Here is a 14,296-nt window from a genome sequence, read left to right on the forward strand (position 1 = left end):
CGGACGGCCGCCGTCCTCAGGCGCCGAGCTCGGCCGATCCCCGGCCAGTTGCGGCAAACCCAGGCATCCAGCCGTCACCCCGCGCCTTCACCCCTCGCCTTCACCCCTCGCCGCCGTTCCCCAGCGCCGTCGCCCCGGCGCCGTCGTCCCCCTACGCCATCGCCCCGGCACCGCTATCCCCACAGCGCCATCCCTACGCCACCACCCCTGCGTCGGCACCCTTGCGTCGCCATCCCTGCGTCGGCGTCCCTGCGTCGGCGTCCGGCGTGGCGTCGGGGACGGCTCCCGGCGCCCACCCCACCCCGGGCCCGCCGACCAGCCCCGTCGAGCCGCCCGGACAGTGGCGACGGGCCGAGGACTGGCCGGTTAAGGCGCGACCGCGCGGTCAGGCCGCCCGCAGCGGGCGGAGGGCGCCGCCCCAGGCGAGGACCTGGTCGAGCATGACGCCGAGCTTGTCCTCGTGCACGGCGGCGGGCTTGAACGCGGTCATGTTCTCGAAGTCCGTGAAGATCGAGAGCGCGACCTGCTGCTGCACAGTGGCCACGCCGACATTGGAGAGGACATCGCGCAGGTGTCCGACGGCCTGGACCGCGCCGCCCACCCCGCAACCCACGAAACCGGCCGCCTTGTTGGTCCACTCCGCGTACAGGAAGTCGACGGCGTTCTTCAGCGAGCCCGGGATCGAGTGGTTGTACTCGGGCGTCACGAAGACGAACGCGTCGAAGGATGCGATCTTCGCCGCCCACTGCTTGGTGTGCTCGTGCGCGTAGTTCCCCGCGGCGGGGTGCTGCGGCTCGTCCAGGTTGCCCAGGGCGTAGTCCTTCAGGTCCACCAGCTCGTACTCGGCGTCGCCGCGCTTGGCCGCCAGCTCGTGGACCCACTGCGCCACCGCCTCGGCGTTGCGGCCGGGACGGGTGCTCCCCATGATGATGCCAACCCTGATCATGTCAATCGGTCCTCTCAGCGAGTCAGGAAGTGCCTGACCCACAGTAGGAGCCGGTATTGAGATATCCAATGCTTCAAACACTACTTTTTATACGCGAGAGTCTCTGGCCTTAGACTGATGACATGGATGTGCTGAGCGACGTCGTCGCCCTCATGCGTACCGGCCGCCCGACCTCCGTGCGCATCTCCTGGCGGGCCCCGTGGGGCAAGGAGTTCCCGAAGGTGCCGGGGGCCGCCGGCTTCCAGATAGTGCTGCGCGGGTCCTGCTGGCTGATCCCGCCGGGCGGCGAGCCCATGCCGCTGAGCGTGGGCGACGTGGTCTTCTTCCCGCACGGCGACGGGTACGGCCTGGCCGACACTCCCGGCACGCCGCTCGCCGCGCCGGTCTGCGACCCGTACCTGGAGGCCGAGCTGTTCGCCTCGACCATCGAGGGCGGCGACGGGGCCGAGACGGTCACCCTCTGCTGCGGCTACCAGCTCGACCCCACCAGGACCCACCCGATCCTGAACGCGCTGCCCGACGTGATCCACCTGCCGACCACGCTCGGCCACCACCCCGAGCTCCGGGCAGCCGTCGAACTGCTCGCCGGCGAGATCGACAACCCCCGGCCGGGCGCCGACACCGTCGTCACGTCCCTGCTCGACGTCCTCCAGCTCTACATCCTGCGGGCCTGGTTCGACCTGGAGTCCGACGCGTGCAGGGAGTCGGGCTGGGCCGCCGCGCTGGCCGACCCGGCCATCGGCCGGGCGCTGGACGCCATCCACCGCGCCCCCGCCCACCACTGGACGGTCGAGTCACTCGGCGCCCACGCCGGGCTCTCGCGCGCCGGCTTCGCCCGCCGCTTCACCTCCCTCGTCGGGCAGCCGCCGCTGGCGTACCTCACGTGGTGGCGCCTGGCCACGGCGGCCCGCATCCTGCGCGAGTCCGACGTCTCGGTGGCGGAAGTGGCGCAGCGGGTCGGGTACGGGTCGGAGTTCGCGTTCGGGAACGCGTTCAAGCGGCAGTACGGGCTGGCGCCCGGGAAATACCGCCGCCAGGTGAGCGAAGAGGCGCGTACGGCCTCCTGAGATTTGGGGGGCGGCTGGGGCAGATGGGGATGAGCTACCCCACAATGGAGCAATGGCATACCCTCCGCAGCCTCCCCCGCCCCAGCCCCCGCCGGAAGGCCCGTGGGGCGCGCAAGGAGCGCCGCAGGGGTACGGCCCACAGCAGCAGCCCTACGGCCCGCCGCCCGGCCAAGCCGGCCCTCCTCAGCAGCCCGGCTACGGCCAGAGCCAACCGGGCTACGGCCAACCCGGCTACCCGGCCCCACCCGGGCATGGCGCCCCACCCGGATACGGCCCGCCGAATGGGCAGACTCCCCCCACATCCGGATACGGCCCCTCATCTGGTCAAGGGTCCCCTCAGCCCGGGTACGGCCCGGCCTCCGGACAAGGGTCCCCTCCGTCCGGATACGGCCCACCCCCTGGGCAGGGAGCTCCGCCACCCGGATACGGGCCCGCTCCTGGGCAGGGAGCCCCGCCGCCCGGGTACGGCCCGCCGAGTGGGCAGGGGGTCCCGCCGCCCGGGTACGGGACGCCGAGCGGGCAAGGTGGCTACGGGGCCGGGCATGGGCAGCCGCCGGGATCGGGCGGGCCGCCTTACGGTAACCCGACCGGCCCCCAAGGCACGCTGCTGCTCCCGGCCCCAGGCCCCGTCCCGGGCCCGCCGCCACCCCCGGCTCCGCCGCAGAAGAGCACCAACGCCCTGGTCATCGGCCTGGTCGTGGGCCTGGTCTCGGTTCTCCTGATCGGCGGCGGGGTCGTCGCGTTCCTCTACATGCGCGACTCCGGCCAGAAATCGCCCGTCGCGCTGCCGACCGCCGACCCGGTCCCCACGACCACGGCGGCACCGCAGTCCGACCCGCCATCGGCCGCCCCGTCGGACCCGCCCACCTCCGAGCCCGCCGAGCCCACCCCGGCCCCCAGCGACACCAGGTCCAGCACCTCGAAGCGGGTGGATCCCGGCTCGCCGCTCACCGACGACGAGTTCGAGGACTGGGACTTCAAGCTGGGAGACGTGAAGCTCCAGGCCAAGAAGGTCGCCGGGTGGACGTACGACAGCTGCGACCCGGTGGACGGCCAGGGCGTGCTGGCCAAGAACAACTGTCAGCGTGCCGTCCAGCTCGCGTACTCGGCGAACGGCGGGCACATCAAGGCGGTCCAGCTCCTGCTGTCGTTCCCCAGCGAGGGTGCCGCCAAGACCATGGCCACGCGCCTGGCGTCGCTCACCTCGGACGCGGTCAAGTGGCGCACGGACAAGACGCTCAAGAGCTACGCCTACGGCAAGATGCGCTCGGGCGCGTCCAAGAAGTACGTGGTCATCACGGTCCTCACCGCGGACAAGGCCGCCAAGCCCATGGCCACGTACTACCACCAGTACCTGCAGAGCGACATCGCGAGCTACTTCCTCTTCCGCGACCTGACCATCACCAGCTGACTGGAGCAACGCTAGGACTGCTAGTCATGCTAGCGTGCGGGGTATGTCGATAGCCGCCCGCCGAGCACGCGAACGCGCGCAGCGCCACCAGCTGATCATCACCGCCGCCCGCGAACTGGCCGAGTCAGAGGGCTGGGAGGCCGTGACGACCCGGCGCCTGTCGGAGCGCGTCGAATACAGCCAGCCGGTGCTCTACAGCCACTTCAAGGGCAAGGACGCCATCGTGCGGGAGGTGGCGATCGAGGGGTTCGTGGAGCTGGCGAACAAGCTTCGGGCGGCGCGAACGGCGGGCGGCGACCCCCAGGCGGTGCTGCGCCGGGTGGCGACGGCCTACCTCGACTTCGCCCGCACCCACGGCGCCCTGTACGAGGCCATGTTCGTCATGCCCGTCGCCATCCCCTTCGCCACCGACGAGACGCCGGAGGAGCTGCGGGCGGCGTTCGGCGAGTTCGTGCTCGCGCTGGAGCCGGTGGCCGGTGAGCACCATCCCGGCGTCTTCGCCGAGGTGGTGTGGGCCTCCCTGCACGGCCTGGCCACCCTGGCCCACGACCGGCGGATCCCGGCCGAGCACCAGGAGGCCAGGATCGACCTGCTCATCGACCACCTCACCCGGCCCGCCTGACCGCGCGCTAAGCCAGCAGCCCCAGCCGCCGTCCGGTCGCGGCCGCCTGCGTGCGGGTGGAGACCTCCAGCTTCCCCAGGATGTTGGACACGTGCACGCTGACCGTCTTCTGCGCGATGAACAGCCGTTCCGCGATCTCCCGGTTGGTCAGGCCCTCGGCGACCAGCCGCAGCACCTCCGCCTCCCGGACCGTCAGCCCGCCGTCACCATGCCCGCCGCCATGCCCGCCGCCGCGCCCGCCGGCGGGCACGAACCGGGCCCGCCGCCCGAACTCCTGCAGCGCGTTGGCCAGCGGCGTGGCCCGCAGCCGCTCCGCCGTCTCCCGCGCCAGGGCCCACTCCGCCTGCGCCGCCTCCCGGTCGCCGGCCGACAGCAGCGCCTCGGCCAGCCGCCAGCGGGCCCGCGCCACCTCGTAGACGAACCCGAAGTCGAACGCCTCCACGACCCGGCGCCACAGCTCCACGTCGAGCCGCCCGTGCACGCGATGCCATTCGGCCTCCACCCGCACCGCCCAGGCCAGCCCCTCGGGCCCCAGGTGGCCGGGCTCGCCGGTGGGCCCGGACTCGACGACGAGGCGGGCGCGGGCGCGCAGCTCGTCGGCGCCCTCGGTGGTGCCGAGCTCGGCCAGCGCCCACAACCCGATGGCGGACAGCCGCAGGATCCACGCGTAGCCATCGGCCATCGGCGTCAGGACCGCCCGCACGTGGTCGAGCGCCGCCGCGGGGTCGCCGTGCCAGAGCGCGTGCTCGGCGGCCAGGCCTCGGGAGATGTATCCGGCCAGCTCGTCGTACCAGAACGGCCGCACCCAGCTCAGCCGCGCCTCGACCGCGGGCAGATCCCGCGCCACCTCGATGAACAGCGCGAACGACGACAGCGTCGCCTCCGGCAGCGTGCCCACCCGGGCGCCGAAGCCGGCCGCGACCGCCTCGGCCTGGTCCCACTCACCGGCCACGTAGTGGATCAGGAACCGCAGGAAGCGCAGGTCTGTGCCGTAAGTGCTCCACCTGAGCCCGGTCTCGGACGCCACGCGGACGCCGACGTCGGCCACCTCGGCGGCCTTGACCAGCAGTCCCTGCTCGTAGTGGATGCGGGCGTGCTGGAAATGGGCGCGCAGGTCCATCGCCAGGTCGCCGGAGCCCTCGGCGGAGGCGCTCTCGATCAGCTCGTGAGCCCTGGCCACGTCGCCCTGGTGCTCCACGTAGGCGGCCAGCGTGAGGAGGGCGCCCACCTCGGCGTCCCTGGCACCGGCCGCGCGCGCGGTCTCCAGGGCCCGCGCGGTCAGGGCCTCGACCTCGCGGTGGCGGGGGCTCCACAGCAGCGTGCGGGCATAGGTGGCCAGGGCGCGGGCGAGCGCGGGCTGATCCTCGGCGCTCTCCACCGCGCGCTCCGCCGCCGCGATGGCGCCCGGCTGGTCGTCGGCTTCGTAGAGGTAGTAGGCCAGGCGTTCGCTGACCTCGGACGTCTGCGGCAGGGCCTTGAGCTGGGTGATCGCACGATGCTTGTCGCCGCTGTCGGCCGCCGACACGGCGCTGCGGAGCGCCAGCGTGAACCGGCCCTCCCCGGCCAGCTCCGCCGCGCCCTCGACCCGTTCCCACAGGCCGAGCACCTGGTCGTAGTGGCTGTGCGCCTCGGCGGGAGCCCCGAGCCGCTCGGCCAGGCGCCCCGCCTCGGCGGAGGCCGCCAGCGCCCCGGCCAGGTCGTGACCGGCGAGGTAGTGGTGGGCCAGCTCGGCGGGTGAGGTCAGCAGCTTGGCGAAGGCGGCGTGCAGCCGCGTGCGCTCGCCGGGCAGCAGATCGGTGTAGACCACCTCCTGCAGCAGGGCGTGGCGGAAGGTGTAGCCGTAGCCGTCGACCCTGAGCAGCCCGCGCGAGACGATCTCCCTGACCGCCTCCTCGAACTCCGCCAGCGGCAGCCCCGACACCTCCCGCAGCAGCTCGTCCTCCACCCGCCGGCCCGCCACGGCGGCGGCCCGCAGCACCCGCTGCCCGGCCTCCGACAGCAGCTCGACCCTGGACATCAGCAGGCTGGCCAGCCCGTCGGGCAGGCTGTCGCCCTCGGCCATCGCCGCGAACAGCTCCTCGGCGTAGAACGGGTTGCCGTCGGCGCGGGCCACGATGAGGCCGAGCTCCTGAGCGCCCACCTCACCCATAGTGGTGACATAGTCGGACATGTCGCCGGAACCCAGCGGCCCCAGCTCGACGCCCATCACCGTGGGCAGCCGCCGCAGCTCGGCCAGCACGGACCGGAGCGGGTGGCGGCGGTGGAGGTCGTCGGTGCGGTAGGTGCCGACCACGCAGACCCGCTCGCTCTGCACCATGCGGCTGAGGAAGACCAGCAGGTCGCGGGTGGACCGGTCGGCCCAGTGCAGGTCCTCGATCACGAACAGCACCGGCTGCACGTCGGCCAGCAGCCCCAGCAGCGAGCCGAACAGCCGCTGCTGCGTGAGCCCCGCCGAAGGGGCGCTCTCCACGCCCGGCAGCAGCTGGCCCAGCATGGGATGGGCGGCGGCGGCCTCGCGCACGGCCGGCTCGGCGCCGCGCAGCGCGTCGGCCAGCGGCAGGTAGGGCAGCGCGTCGCCCAGCTCGGCGCACTGGCCGACCAGCACGTGGAAACCGCGCTCGCGGGCCTCGGACACCAGCTCCGAGATCAGCCGGGTCTTGCCGATGCCCGCGTCTCCGCCGACGAGCGCCACCCCGGCCGTGCCCTCGGCTGCCGACTGCAGCACCCGCACAAGTCCGGACAACTCTGTAGAGCGCCCGACGAGAAGACCGTTCACGCCAGAAACTATGCCACGCTGCGCCGACAACTTATTGGTCCAGGAAACTCAAGCAAGATTGGCCCTCATCTGCATACCAAAGGCATTTTACGCTGCTGTTTCGTGATTCAGCCAACGACTTTCGCCCTCTTCATCACGGCCTCGCTCGCCCTGGTGCTCATCCCCGGCCCGAACCACCTCTACATCACCGCCAGGGGCCTCGCCCAGGGCCGGGCGGCGGGCCTGGCCAGCGCGTTCGGCGTGGAGACCGGCACGCTCGTGCACATCGCGGCCGCCGCCGCGGGCCTGTCGTACGTGATCTCGCAGTCGGCGACGCTGTTCGCGGTCGTCAAGTGGGCCGGCGTCGCGTACCTCGTCTATCTCGGCATCCGCGCGTTCACCGGCAAGGAGACGGAAGGCGTGGCGCCGCCGCCCCAGCCGCTGCGCAAGGTCTTCCTCGAAGGCGTGCTGGTCAACGTGCTGAACCCCAAGGTGGCGCTGTTCTTCCTGGCGTTCCTGCCGCAGTTCGTGCGCCCGGAGGCGGGCTCGCCCGCCCTCCAGGTGGTGCTGTTCGGCCTGACGCTGCTGCTCCTGGGGCTGATCTCCGACGTCGTGTACGCCTGCACCGCCGGCGCCCTCGGCACCCGGCTCACCACCCGCGCCAAGACCCTCCGGTACGTCAGCGGCTTCGTCTACCTGGGATTGGGAGTGGCCACGGCCTTCGCCGGGAGAAAATGACCCTATGGCGCCGAGGAAACAGCAGGAGATCTTCGACACGACGTTGCGGCTGGTGGCGGAGAAGGGCTACGACGGGCTGACCGTCGAGGGGGTCGCCGAGCACTCGGGCGTCAACAAGACGACGATCTACCGCTGGTGGCCCTCCAAGGCCGCCCTGCTGGGGGCGGCGCTGGTGGAGGCCGACGTGCTGGGGTTCGAGGCGCCGGACACGGGGAGCCTGCGCGGTGACCTGGTCGCGCTGGTCGAGGGGGTGCGGCGGCTGCTCACCGAGCCGCCGTCCAGCGACATCGCCGTCGCCGCGCTGGCCGCCGCCGTCCGCCATCCCGAGCTGGACGCCCGCCGTTTCTTCGCCGACCGCTTCGCGCGGGAGCGGGAGATCTTCGAGCGGGCGGTACGGCGGGGCGAGCTGAAGGGGTCGGTGGACCCGATGCTGATCGTCGACCTGCTGGCCGGGGCCGTGTGGATGCGGGCGGTCTTCCGGGGCCTGCCCGTCGCCGACGACTTCCCCACGGCGGCCGTCTCGGCCCTCCTGGACGGGCTACAACGCTTCTGAGAGCGCGGCCGGGATGCGGTCCAGCACGGGGTGGGGCACCAGCCCGTACGCGTAGAAGTCCACGGCGAGCGCGCCCGCCGCCTTCGCGCCCCGGGCCTTGGCCACCAGCCGGTCCGTCGAGTCGCTGTCCGGGTAGCCGGGCCGCAGCACCGCCCGCACCTCCCGGTCCTTGCCCACCGACCGCAGGTAGGCGCCCACGTCGTCGGCCACCCGAGCCGCGTCCCGCGCGTACGCCAGCACCCCGAAGGCCGGGACGAGGTCACCCAGCGCCACCAGATCGACCCCGAGCTGCCAGGCGTCGTGCGCCGCCAGCCCGGGCGTCGGCAGCCCGTCCGTGTAGCCCTTGACCGCGCCGGTCGAGTCGATGAACACCAGCTTGGAGCCCTCGTCGGCCACCGCCGAGGCCACCTCGGACACCAGCGTGGTGACGGTCTCGGACCGGGCCCGCGCGTAGGCCACGACGTCGGGCCCCGCGTACGCGGTGAGCGCGGCCCGGGTCACCTCCCCCTGCGCGGGCGGGTCGCCGTCGAACACGCCGCCCACGATCCTGGCGCACTCGTCGCGCGCCACCTCGGCGTTCACACCCAGGTCGGTGGCGCGGCGCATGCAGTAGTCGCAGAAGCAGAGCGCGAACAGGTACGTGTCCATCGGCCCCAGCGGCACGAACGAGCGCTGCGGCTTGAGCGGCCTGAAGTGCAGCGACTCCGCCACCACGCTGTCGACCCCGAGCCTGGCCACCGCCCGGGCCAGCGCGACCGCGTATTCGCGCACGTCGGGGTGGGCGGGGCACAGGTCGGTCAGGGAGCCTCGGTCGCCGAAGCAGTCGCGTACGGTCACGTCCGGATGCTTCGTGCCGAGCGTGGCGTTGCGCAGGAAGACCGTCCATCCGTGGAGCTTCATGGACCGCTTCGCACAAGCCTCGCGAAGCCCGTCGAGGGCGTTCAGATAGCCGGGCACGGGAGACAGGCGGAGCCCGGCGAACAGATCGGACGGCGGGGGGAAGTGCGCCCCATCGTGGCGGATGGTCAGCCGGGACAGTCCGTGCGGGGTGACGTCGCGGGAGGCGTGGTGGACGGCGCCGACGGTGATGCCGCTCACGCCGTACGCGCTGATCCTGTCGAGCACCCGCTCGACGCCCTCGCCGCGCAGGTCCTCGACGAAGACGTACACCGAACTGTCCACAAGCAGACCTTAAGCGCTCTTGTGAGCGACGAAGTCGATCTCCACCAGGATGCCCAACAGCTGGGATCCTACGGTGGTGCGCACGGGGAACGGCTGGCTGAAATAGGACTTGTAAACCTCGTTGTAGGCGGCGAAGTCGCGCTCGAGGTGCTGCAGGTGGACCGTGGACTTGATCACGTCGTCGAAGCCGAGGCCGTGGGCGGCCAGGATGGCGCCGAGGTTGCGCATGACCTGGTGCGTCTGGGTGGCCACGTCGTCGCCGACGATCTCACCGGTCTGCGGGTCGAGCGGGCCCATGCCGGAGGTGTAGACGAAGTCACCCACCACGAGACCCTGCGAGTAGGCGCCGATCGGGGCGGCGCCTTCGGTGGTCCTGAGCTCCTTTTTCACCGTGTCTCCCTAGAAATTGGTGGTTATCTGGCCAACGACACGGTAGTCCTGGTCCACCAGGGGCAGCACGCGCCACTTGTCGAACGCGGTGCAGGGATGGGAGATGCCGAAGGCCAGCAGGTCACCGGGCTCGAGCCCGTCGGCGCGCACGACCGTCTGCTGGTCCTGCATCTTCACGATCGTGACGCCGTCGCGGCGCGGGATGGGCAGCCCCTCGTCGTAGGGCGCGTCGCGCTTGCCCATGCCCACGATCGCCAGCCCTGGCTCGGGCGTGGACAGCACGTGCGCCCAGGCCTCCAGCGCCGGGCGCAGCTCCCCGTCGATGCGGTTGAACGGGGTGCGCTCGCGGTAGTAGCCGTCGTCGTGGGTGACGTACGCGCCGCTGCGCAGCAGGATCCTGGCCTGGGTGGTGACGAGCTCGCGGCCGATCACGTCGAACCACTGGCTGCCGCCCACGGTCAGGATCGGGTTCTTGAGGCGGACGTACTCGACGGCTTCCTGCAGCAAGTACAGATATTTCCGGACATCGTCGGCGGTCTTCAGCGCGCCCTCGTACCCGGCGACCCCGGCCAGCTCGACGCCTGGGACCCCCTGCACGTACGACACCAGGCTCAGCAGCTGCTCCAGGGAGCGGCACCCGGCTCGTCCGCCTTCGTGCCCCAGCTCCACCAACACCCGGAACGGCCGGGACGCGGCATGCCGAGCGAGAATGTCCACCCCGGCCTCGGAGTCCACGAAGCTCAGGAGCTCGAACGCGGGATCCCGCTCCAGCTCGCCCGCGGCCCAGTCGAGCCCCGCCGGGTCCACGATCTGGTTGGCCACCAGGATCCGGCCCACCCCGAACCCGCGGACCACCCGCGCCTGGCGCGGCGTCGCGACGGTGAGCCCCCAGGCGCCCGCTTCGAGCTGAAGCGCGGCGATCTCAGCGGACATGTGCGTCTTGGCGTGCGGCGCCAGCTCCATGCCGTGATCGCGGACGAAAGCCGCCATCGTCGCGATGTTGTGCTCCAGCGCGTCCCGGTGCACGACCATGAGGGGGAGTTCGAGTCCACCCGCGAAGACCTGCTGCCCGAGCACAATGCCCCTTTCGTCCGCGTCCGACCTTATCTCAGACCTTCGCCGCAATCATGGACGGAGCGCACGCCCCGGAGTGGCGCCGGTCAGCTCTCCCCCGGCCAGTACGCGTACCCCCGACACGAGCACGTCGTCGACCCCGGCCGCGAGCGTGCGCGGCGCCTCGTAGGTCGCCCGGTCGCCCACCGCCGCCGGGTCGAACACCACCACGTCGGCCGCGAACCCGCTCCGCACCAGCCCCCGGTCCGTCAGCCCGAAGCGCCTGGCCGGATGGGAGGCCAGGTGCACGACGGCCTGCTCCCAGGTCCAGTCGGCCAGCTCCCGCACGTGCCGGCCGAGGAACCGGGCGAACGCCCCGAAACCCCGCGGATGCGGATGACCGCCCACATAGATGCCGTCGGAGCCACCGGTGTGCGAGGGGTGCCGGAGCATCCTGCGTACCGACTCCTCCCCTTCCGGGCCCTCGTCGGGGCGGGCGGACACGACGCCCGCCTCCAGCCGCGTCTCCGTCAGGAGACGGCGGCAGAGCTCGGCGGGCGCCGACCCGTCCCGTTCGGCCGCCGCCACGATGGTCAGGCCCTCGGCCCACTCCATCCCCGGGGCGTGCGAGACGGTCAGCCGCGGCCAGACGGCGTCGAGCGTCGGCCACCAGTCGTCCAGCTCGTCGGACGCGATCATCTCCAGCGCCCGGTCGGTCTCGGCGCCCGGCACGGAGCCGGGCAGCACGACCATCGCCAGGATCGTGTTGCCGCGCAGGTAGGGGTAGGTGTCGAAGGTGAGGTCCACGCCCTTGCCGAGCGCCTCCTCGACCAGGGGCAGCAGCACGTCAGCTGGGCCGTGCAGGTGGGAGACGTGCACGGCGGCGCCGGAGCGTTCGGCGATGTCGATGACCTCGGTCATGCCCACGCCGGCCTGAGGGCCGTACGCGCGCATGTGGGTGACGTACGGGAGGCCGCCGAGCGGGCGGCACAGGGCGGCCAGCTCCTCGGCGGTGGCGTAGCGGCCGGGGAGGTATTCGAGGCCGGTCGACAGGCCCACCGCCCCCTCCGACAGGCCCCGCTCGACGTGCCGCAGCATGGCCGCCAGGTGGTCGCGGGAGGGCGGCTCGGGCGAGGGCCCCATGACGTCGTAGCGGATGGTGCCGTGCGGGAGGAGGTACGCGGTGTTCAGCGCCACGGCGCGGTCGTAGCCGCCGAGCAGCTCGCCGACGGTCAGCGGCCCATCGGCGGCGAGCGGCCCGTCGAGCGGCCCGTTGACGGCGGCGAAGTACCGGGAGGCGTAGGCGACGGTGGCGGCCGAGCCCGGGGCGAAGGACAGGCCGTCCTGCCCCAGCACGAACGTGGTCACCCCCTGCCGCAGCGCCGCCTGCTGGACCGCCGGGTCGAACACGGCCGCGTCGCCGTGGGCGTGACAGTCGACGAAGCCGGGCGCGACGAACCGCCCCGTCGCGTCGATCACGGTCTCCGCCCCGGCGCCGCCCAGCCTCCCGATCGCCGCGATCTTGCCGTCCGCGACCGCGACGTCCGCCCGGTACGGCGGGGCGCCCGTCCCGTCGAGCACCCGGCCGCCGTTGATGACTACGTCGAACCTCACACCAAGATTCAATCAGAGCCGCGCGAATACGCCGGAGGGCATTCCGCGGACTTGACGATCGGCCGGGCGGCCAGCACGGCGCGAGCCCGGGCCCGGTCGAGGTTCCAGCCGTTCCAGGGGTCGGGGCGGGACAGGCCGTTGGCCGCGACCACGTCGGCCAGCACGCAGCTGCGCTGCGGCTCCGGCAGCTTGTCCAGGGCCGGTACGGCCTCCGCGCCGAGATCGCCCAGGTAGTCGGAGTCCAGCTTGGTCACGCCGCGCACCTGGACCTGCGTGTGGGCGACCTGGAGATCGGGGTTCACGATGGCGAACGCGCCCAGGCCCAGCCCGGTGACCAGCACGACCGTACGCGGCAGCCAGCCGGAGCCGCGGCCCAGGAGCCGGGCCGCCCCCGCCAGCAGCACCAGCGCGAACAGCGTCCCCAGCCACCACACCGTGGCCTGCACGGACAGGCGCAACCTGGACAGGCCGTACGCCTCGGTGTAGAGGTTCATGCGGTGCAGGGCGGAGGCCAGCACCACCATGGTCAGCCCGCACAGCACGCCGAGCAGCACGGCCAGCAGCCAGCGTTCGCGCCGCTCGACCTTGAGCATCCCGCTGGCGACCGCCACGATGCCCAGCACGAATACGCTGACCACCACGAGCTGGAAGAACCCCTGCCTGGCGTACTCGGCATAGGTGAGCCCGGCCGTCTTCAGCACCCAGGTGTTGCCGCCGAACAGGGCCGTGATCTGCACCGCCACGAACGAGGCGAACAGCAGGTTCACCGCCGTGAGAGGCACGATCCAGACACTCCTGCTCACCGTGAACTTCGGCTCCGGCCCCACGGGGTCCACCACCGGCCTGAGCGCCACCAGCACCACGGCGGCCAGCAGCACGGCGAACAGCCCGAACAGGAAGATCCGTACCGGCGCCGACTCCGCCCAGTCCGGCGCGGTCGTCAGCCGTTCCAGGAAGGAGGCGAACACCGCGTCCGCCGAGGCGAACAGCAGCCCGAACACCAGGAGCAGCACCGCCGTGATGCCCAGGGCGGCCAGCATCGGCATGAAGCGCCGCCTGGCGGTCAGCTTCTTCAGCGGCTGGGCCAGGAACCACGGCACCGGGCCGAGCGCCAGCATCACGGACACGCCGCCCCTGATCACGCCGAGCCACCCGGCCCCGGCTCCCGACACGGCCAGCGCGCCCAGACCGGCCCCCGCCACGAGCAGGATCGCGACCAGCCAGTCGGCGTCGCGCACCGCCGCCATCGAGATCAGGAAGTACGCCGTCAGCCCGAACGCCACCGTCCACGGCGTCATCCGCCGCAACACGGCAGGCAGCGCCGCCGCGCCCAGAACCATGGCGACCAGCACGATCCCCAGCCCGACCTGCGCCTGGGGCAACGCCACCGCCGCGAACACCCCGGCCCCGGCCGCCGCGGGCAGCAGCCAGCGGGGCGAGTCGGGCAGTTCGGGCCTGGGGAAGAGGGGCGGCGGCACGTAGGGCGGCGGCGGCCCTCCCTGACTCCGGTACGGCGCCGCGACCTGCGCCGACTGGTAGGCCGCCGCGGCCGCCCGGCGTCCGGACCCGGCCCCCATCCCCGCTCCGACCGCGCCCATGAGCGCGGTGCACATGACGAGCGTGATGAGGGCCATCCCGTCGCTGACGGTCACACTGACGAGCACGGCGGCGAACAGGCCGGTCAGGAACCCGACCAGCACACCGACGACCGCACCCCCGATCATCCTGACGAACGCGCTGCCCGCCGGCACCCCGGCACCACGCCCAGTGCCCCCCGCGACAAGGCCACCACCGGACGCACCCACACCCGCCGCGAGCCCAGCACCCCCGCCACCGGCGAACGCGCCCGCACCCGCACCCGCACCCGCCGCGAACCCCGTGGACGCGCCCGCAGACGCCGTGAGCCCCGCGGACGCCGTGAGCCCCGCGGACGCCGTGAGCCCCGCGGACGCCGTGAGCCCCGCG

12 protein-coding genes are annotated in these 14,296 nt (G+C 72.5%); 5 read left to right on the plus strand and 7 right to left on the minus strand.

All coding sequences use genetic code 11. The features are described from left to right. Positions 1–385: 385 nt before the first annotated feature. Positions 386–946 (minus strand): NADPH-dependent FMN reductase, encoded by a 561-nt coding sequence (locus ACWDX9_RS34380; RefSeq protein WP_449961328.1) that lies wholly within the window; start codon positions 944–946, stop codon positions 386–388. 122 nt (positions 947–1,068) lie between these two features. Here ACWDX9_RS34380 and ACWDX9_RS34385 point away from each other — a divergent pair, with 122 nt between their 5' ends. From ACWDX9_RS34385 to ACWDX9_RS34395, 3 genes are all read left to right on the plus strand, one after another. After that, positions 1,069–2,013 (plus strand): AraC family transcriptional regulator, encoded by a 945-nt coding sequence (locus tag ACWDX9_RS34385; RefSeq protein WP_449961330.1) that lies wholly within the window; start codon positions 1,069–1,071, stop codon positions 2,011–2,013. 697 nt (positions 2,014–2,710) lie between these two features. Beyond that, complete coding sequence (locus tag ACWDX9_RS34390; protein WP_449961332.1) at positions 2,711–3,424, plus strand: hypothetical protein; 714 nt, start codon at positions 2,711–2,713, stop codon at positions 3,422–3,424. 43 nt (positions 3,425–3,467) lie between these two features. Continuing rightward, positions 3,468–4,046 (plus strand): TetR/AcrR family transcriptional regulator, encoded by a 579-nt coding sequence (locus ACWDX9_RS34395; RefSeq protein ID WP_449961336.1) that lies wholly within the window; start codon positions 3,468–3,470, stop codon positions 4,044–4,046. A gap of 7 nt (positions 4,047–4,053) precedes the next feature. Here ACWDX9_RS34395 and ACWDX9_RS34400 read toward each other — a convergent pair whose 3' ends face one another. Further along, positions 4,054–6,822 (minus strand): helix-turn-helix transcriptional regulator, encoded by a 2,769-nt coding sequence (locus tag ACWDX9_RS34400; RefSeq protein WP_449961339.1) that lies wholly within the window; start codon positions 6,820–6,822, stop codon positions 4,054–4,056. A 102-nt stretch (positions 6,823–6,924) separates the two neighbouring features. On the opposite strand from ACWDX9_RS34400, the gene ACWDX9_RS34405 reads away from it, so the two are divergent. Then, entirely contained in the window at positions 6,925–7,539 is a 615-nt protein-coding gene (locus ACWDX9_RS34405; RefSeq protein ID WP_449961342.1) for a LysE family translocator, read from the plus strand. Positions 7,540–7,543: 4 nt separating this feature from the next. Further along, a complete protein-coding gene (locus tag ACWDX9_RS34410) occupies positions 7,544–8,092 on the plus strand; it encodes a TetR/AcrR family transcriptional regulator (RefSeq protein WP_449961345.1) in 549 nt (182 codons plus the stop codon). Here the strand turns inward: ACWDX9_RS34410 and ACWDX9_RS34415 are convergent. The 5 genes from ACWDX9_RS34415 to ACWDX9_RS34435 all read right to left on the minus strand — a co-directional run. After that, the gene (locus ACWDX9_RS34415; RefSeq protein ID WP_449961347.1) at positions 8,078–9,274 is read right to left on the minus strand and encodes a hypothetical protein; all 1,197 of its coding nucleotides are present in this window, start codon (positions 9,272–9,274) and stop codon (positions 8,078–8,080) included. The genes ACWDX9_RS34410 and ACWDX9_RS34415 overlap by 15 nt on opposite strands. Positions 9,275–9,283: 9 nt before the next feature. Continuing rightward, entirely contained in the window at positions 9,284–9,664 is a 381-nt protein-coding gene (locus tag ACWDX9_RS34420; protein ID WP_185071114.1) for a RidA family protein, read from the minus strand. Positions 9,665–9,673: 9 nt separating this feature from the next. Next, positions 9,674–10,741: an alanine racemase gene (locus ACWDX9_RS34425; protein WP_449961349.1), complete on the minus strand. Its 1,068-nt coding sequence runs from the start codon at positions 10,739–10,741 to the stop codon at positions 9,674–9,676. A 48-nt stretch (positions 10,742–10,789) separates the two neighbouring features. Next, on the minus strand, positions 10,790–12,331 hold the full coding sequence (locus ACWDX9_RS34430; protein WP_449961352.1) for an N-acyl-D-amino-acid deacylase family protein: 1,542 nt from the start codon (positions 12,329–12,331) through the stop codon (positions 10,790–10,792). An 8-nt stretch (positions 12,332–12,339) separates the two neighbouring features. Beyond that, on the minus strand, positions 12,340–14,296 hold a 1,957-nt coding region (locus ACWDX9_RS34435), incomplete at its 5' end, for a DUF4153 domain-containing protein (protein ID WP_449961355.1).

This window comes from Nonomuraea sp. NPDC003201, assembly GCF_053590415.1.

Excerpts from the sequence above, each read along its gene's own strand:
- ACWDX9_RS34380 (WP_449961328.1), bottom strand. The coding sequence starts at position 946 with ATGATCAGGGTTGGCATCATCATGGGGAGCACCCGTCCCGGCCGCAAC.
- ACWDX9_RS34385 (WP_449961330.1), top strand. The coding sequence starts at position 1,069 with ATGGATGTGCTGAGCGACGTCGTCGCCCTCATGCGTACCGGCCGCCCG.
- ACWDX9_RS34395 (WP_449961336.1), top strand. The coding sequence starts at position 3,468 with ATGTCGATAGCCGCCCGCCGAGCACGCGAACGCGCGCAGCGCCACCAG.
- ACWDX9_RS34410 (WP_449961345.1), top strand. The coding sequence starts at position 7,544 with ATGGCGCCGAGGAAACAGCAGGAGATCTTCGACACGACGTTGCGGCTG.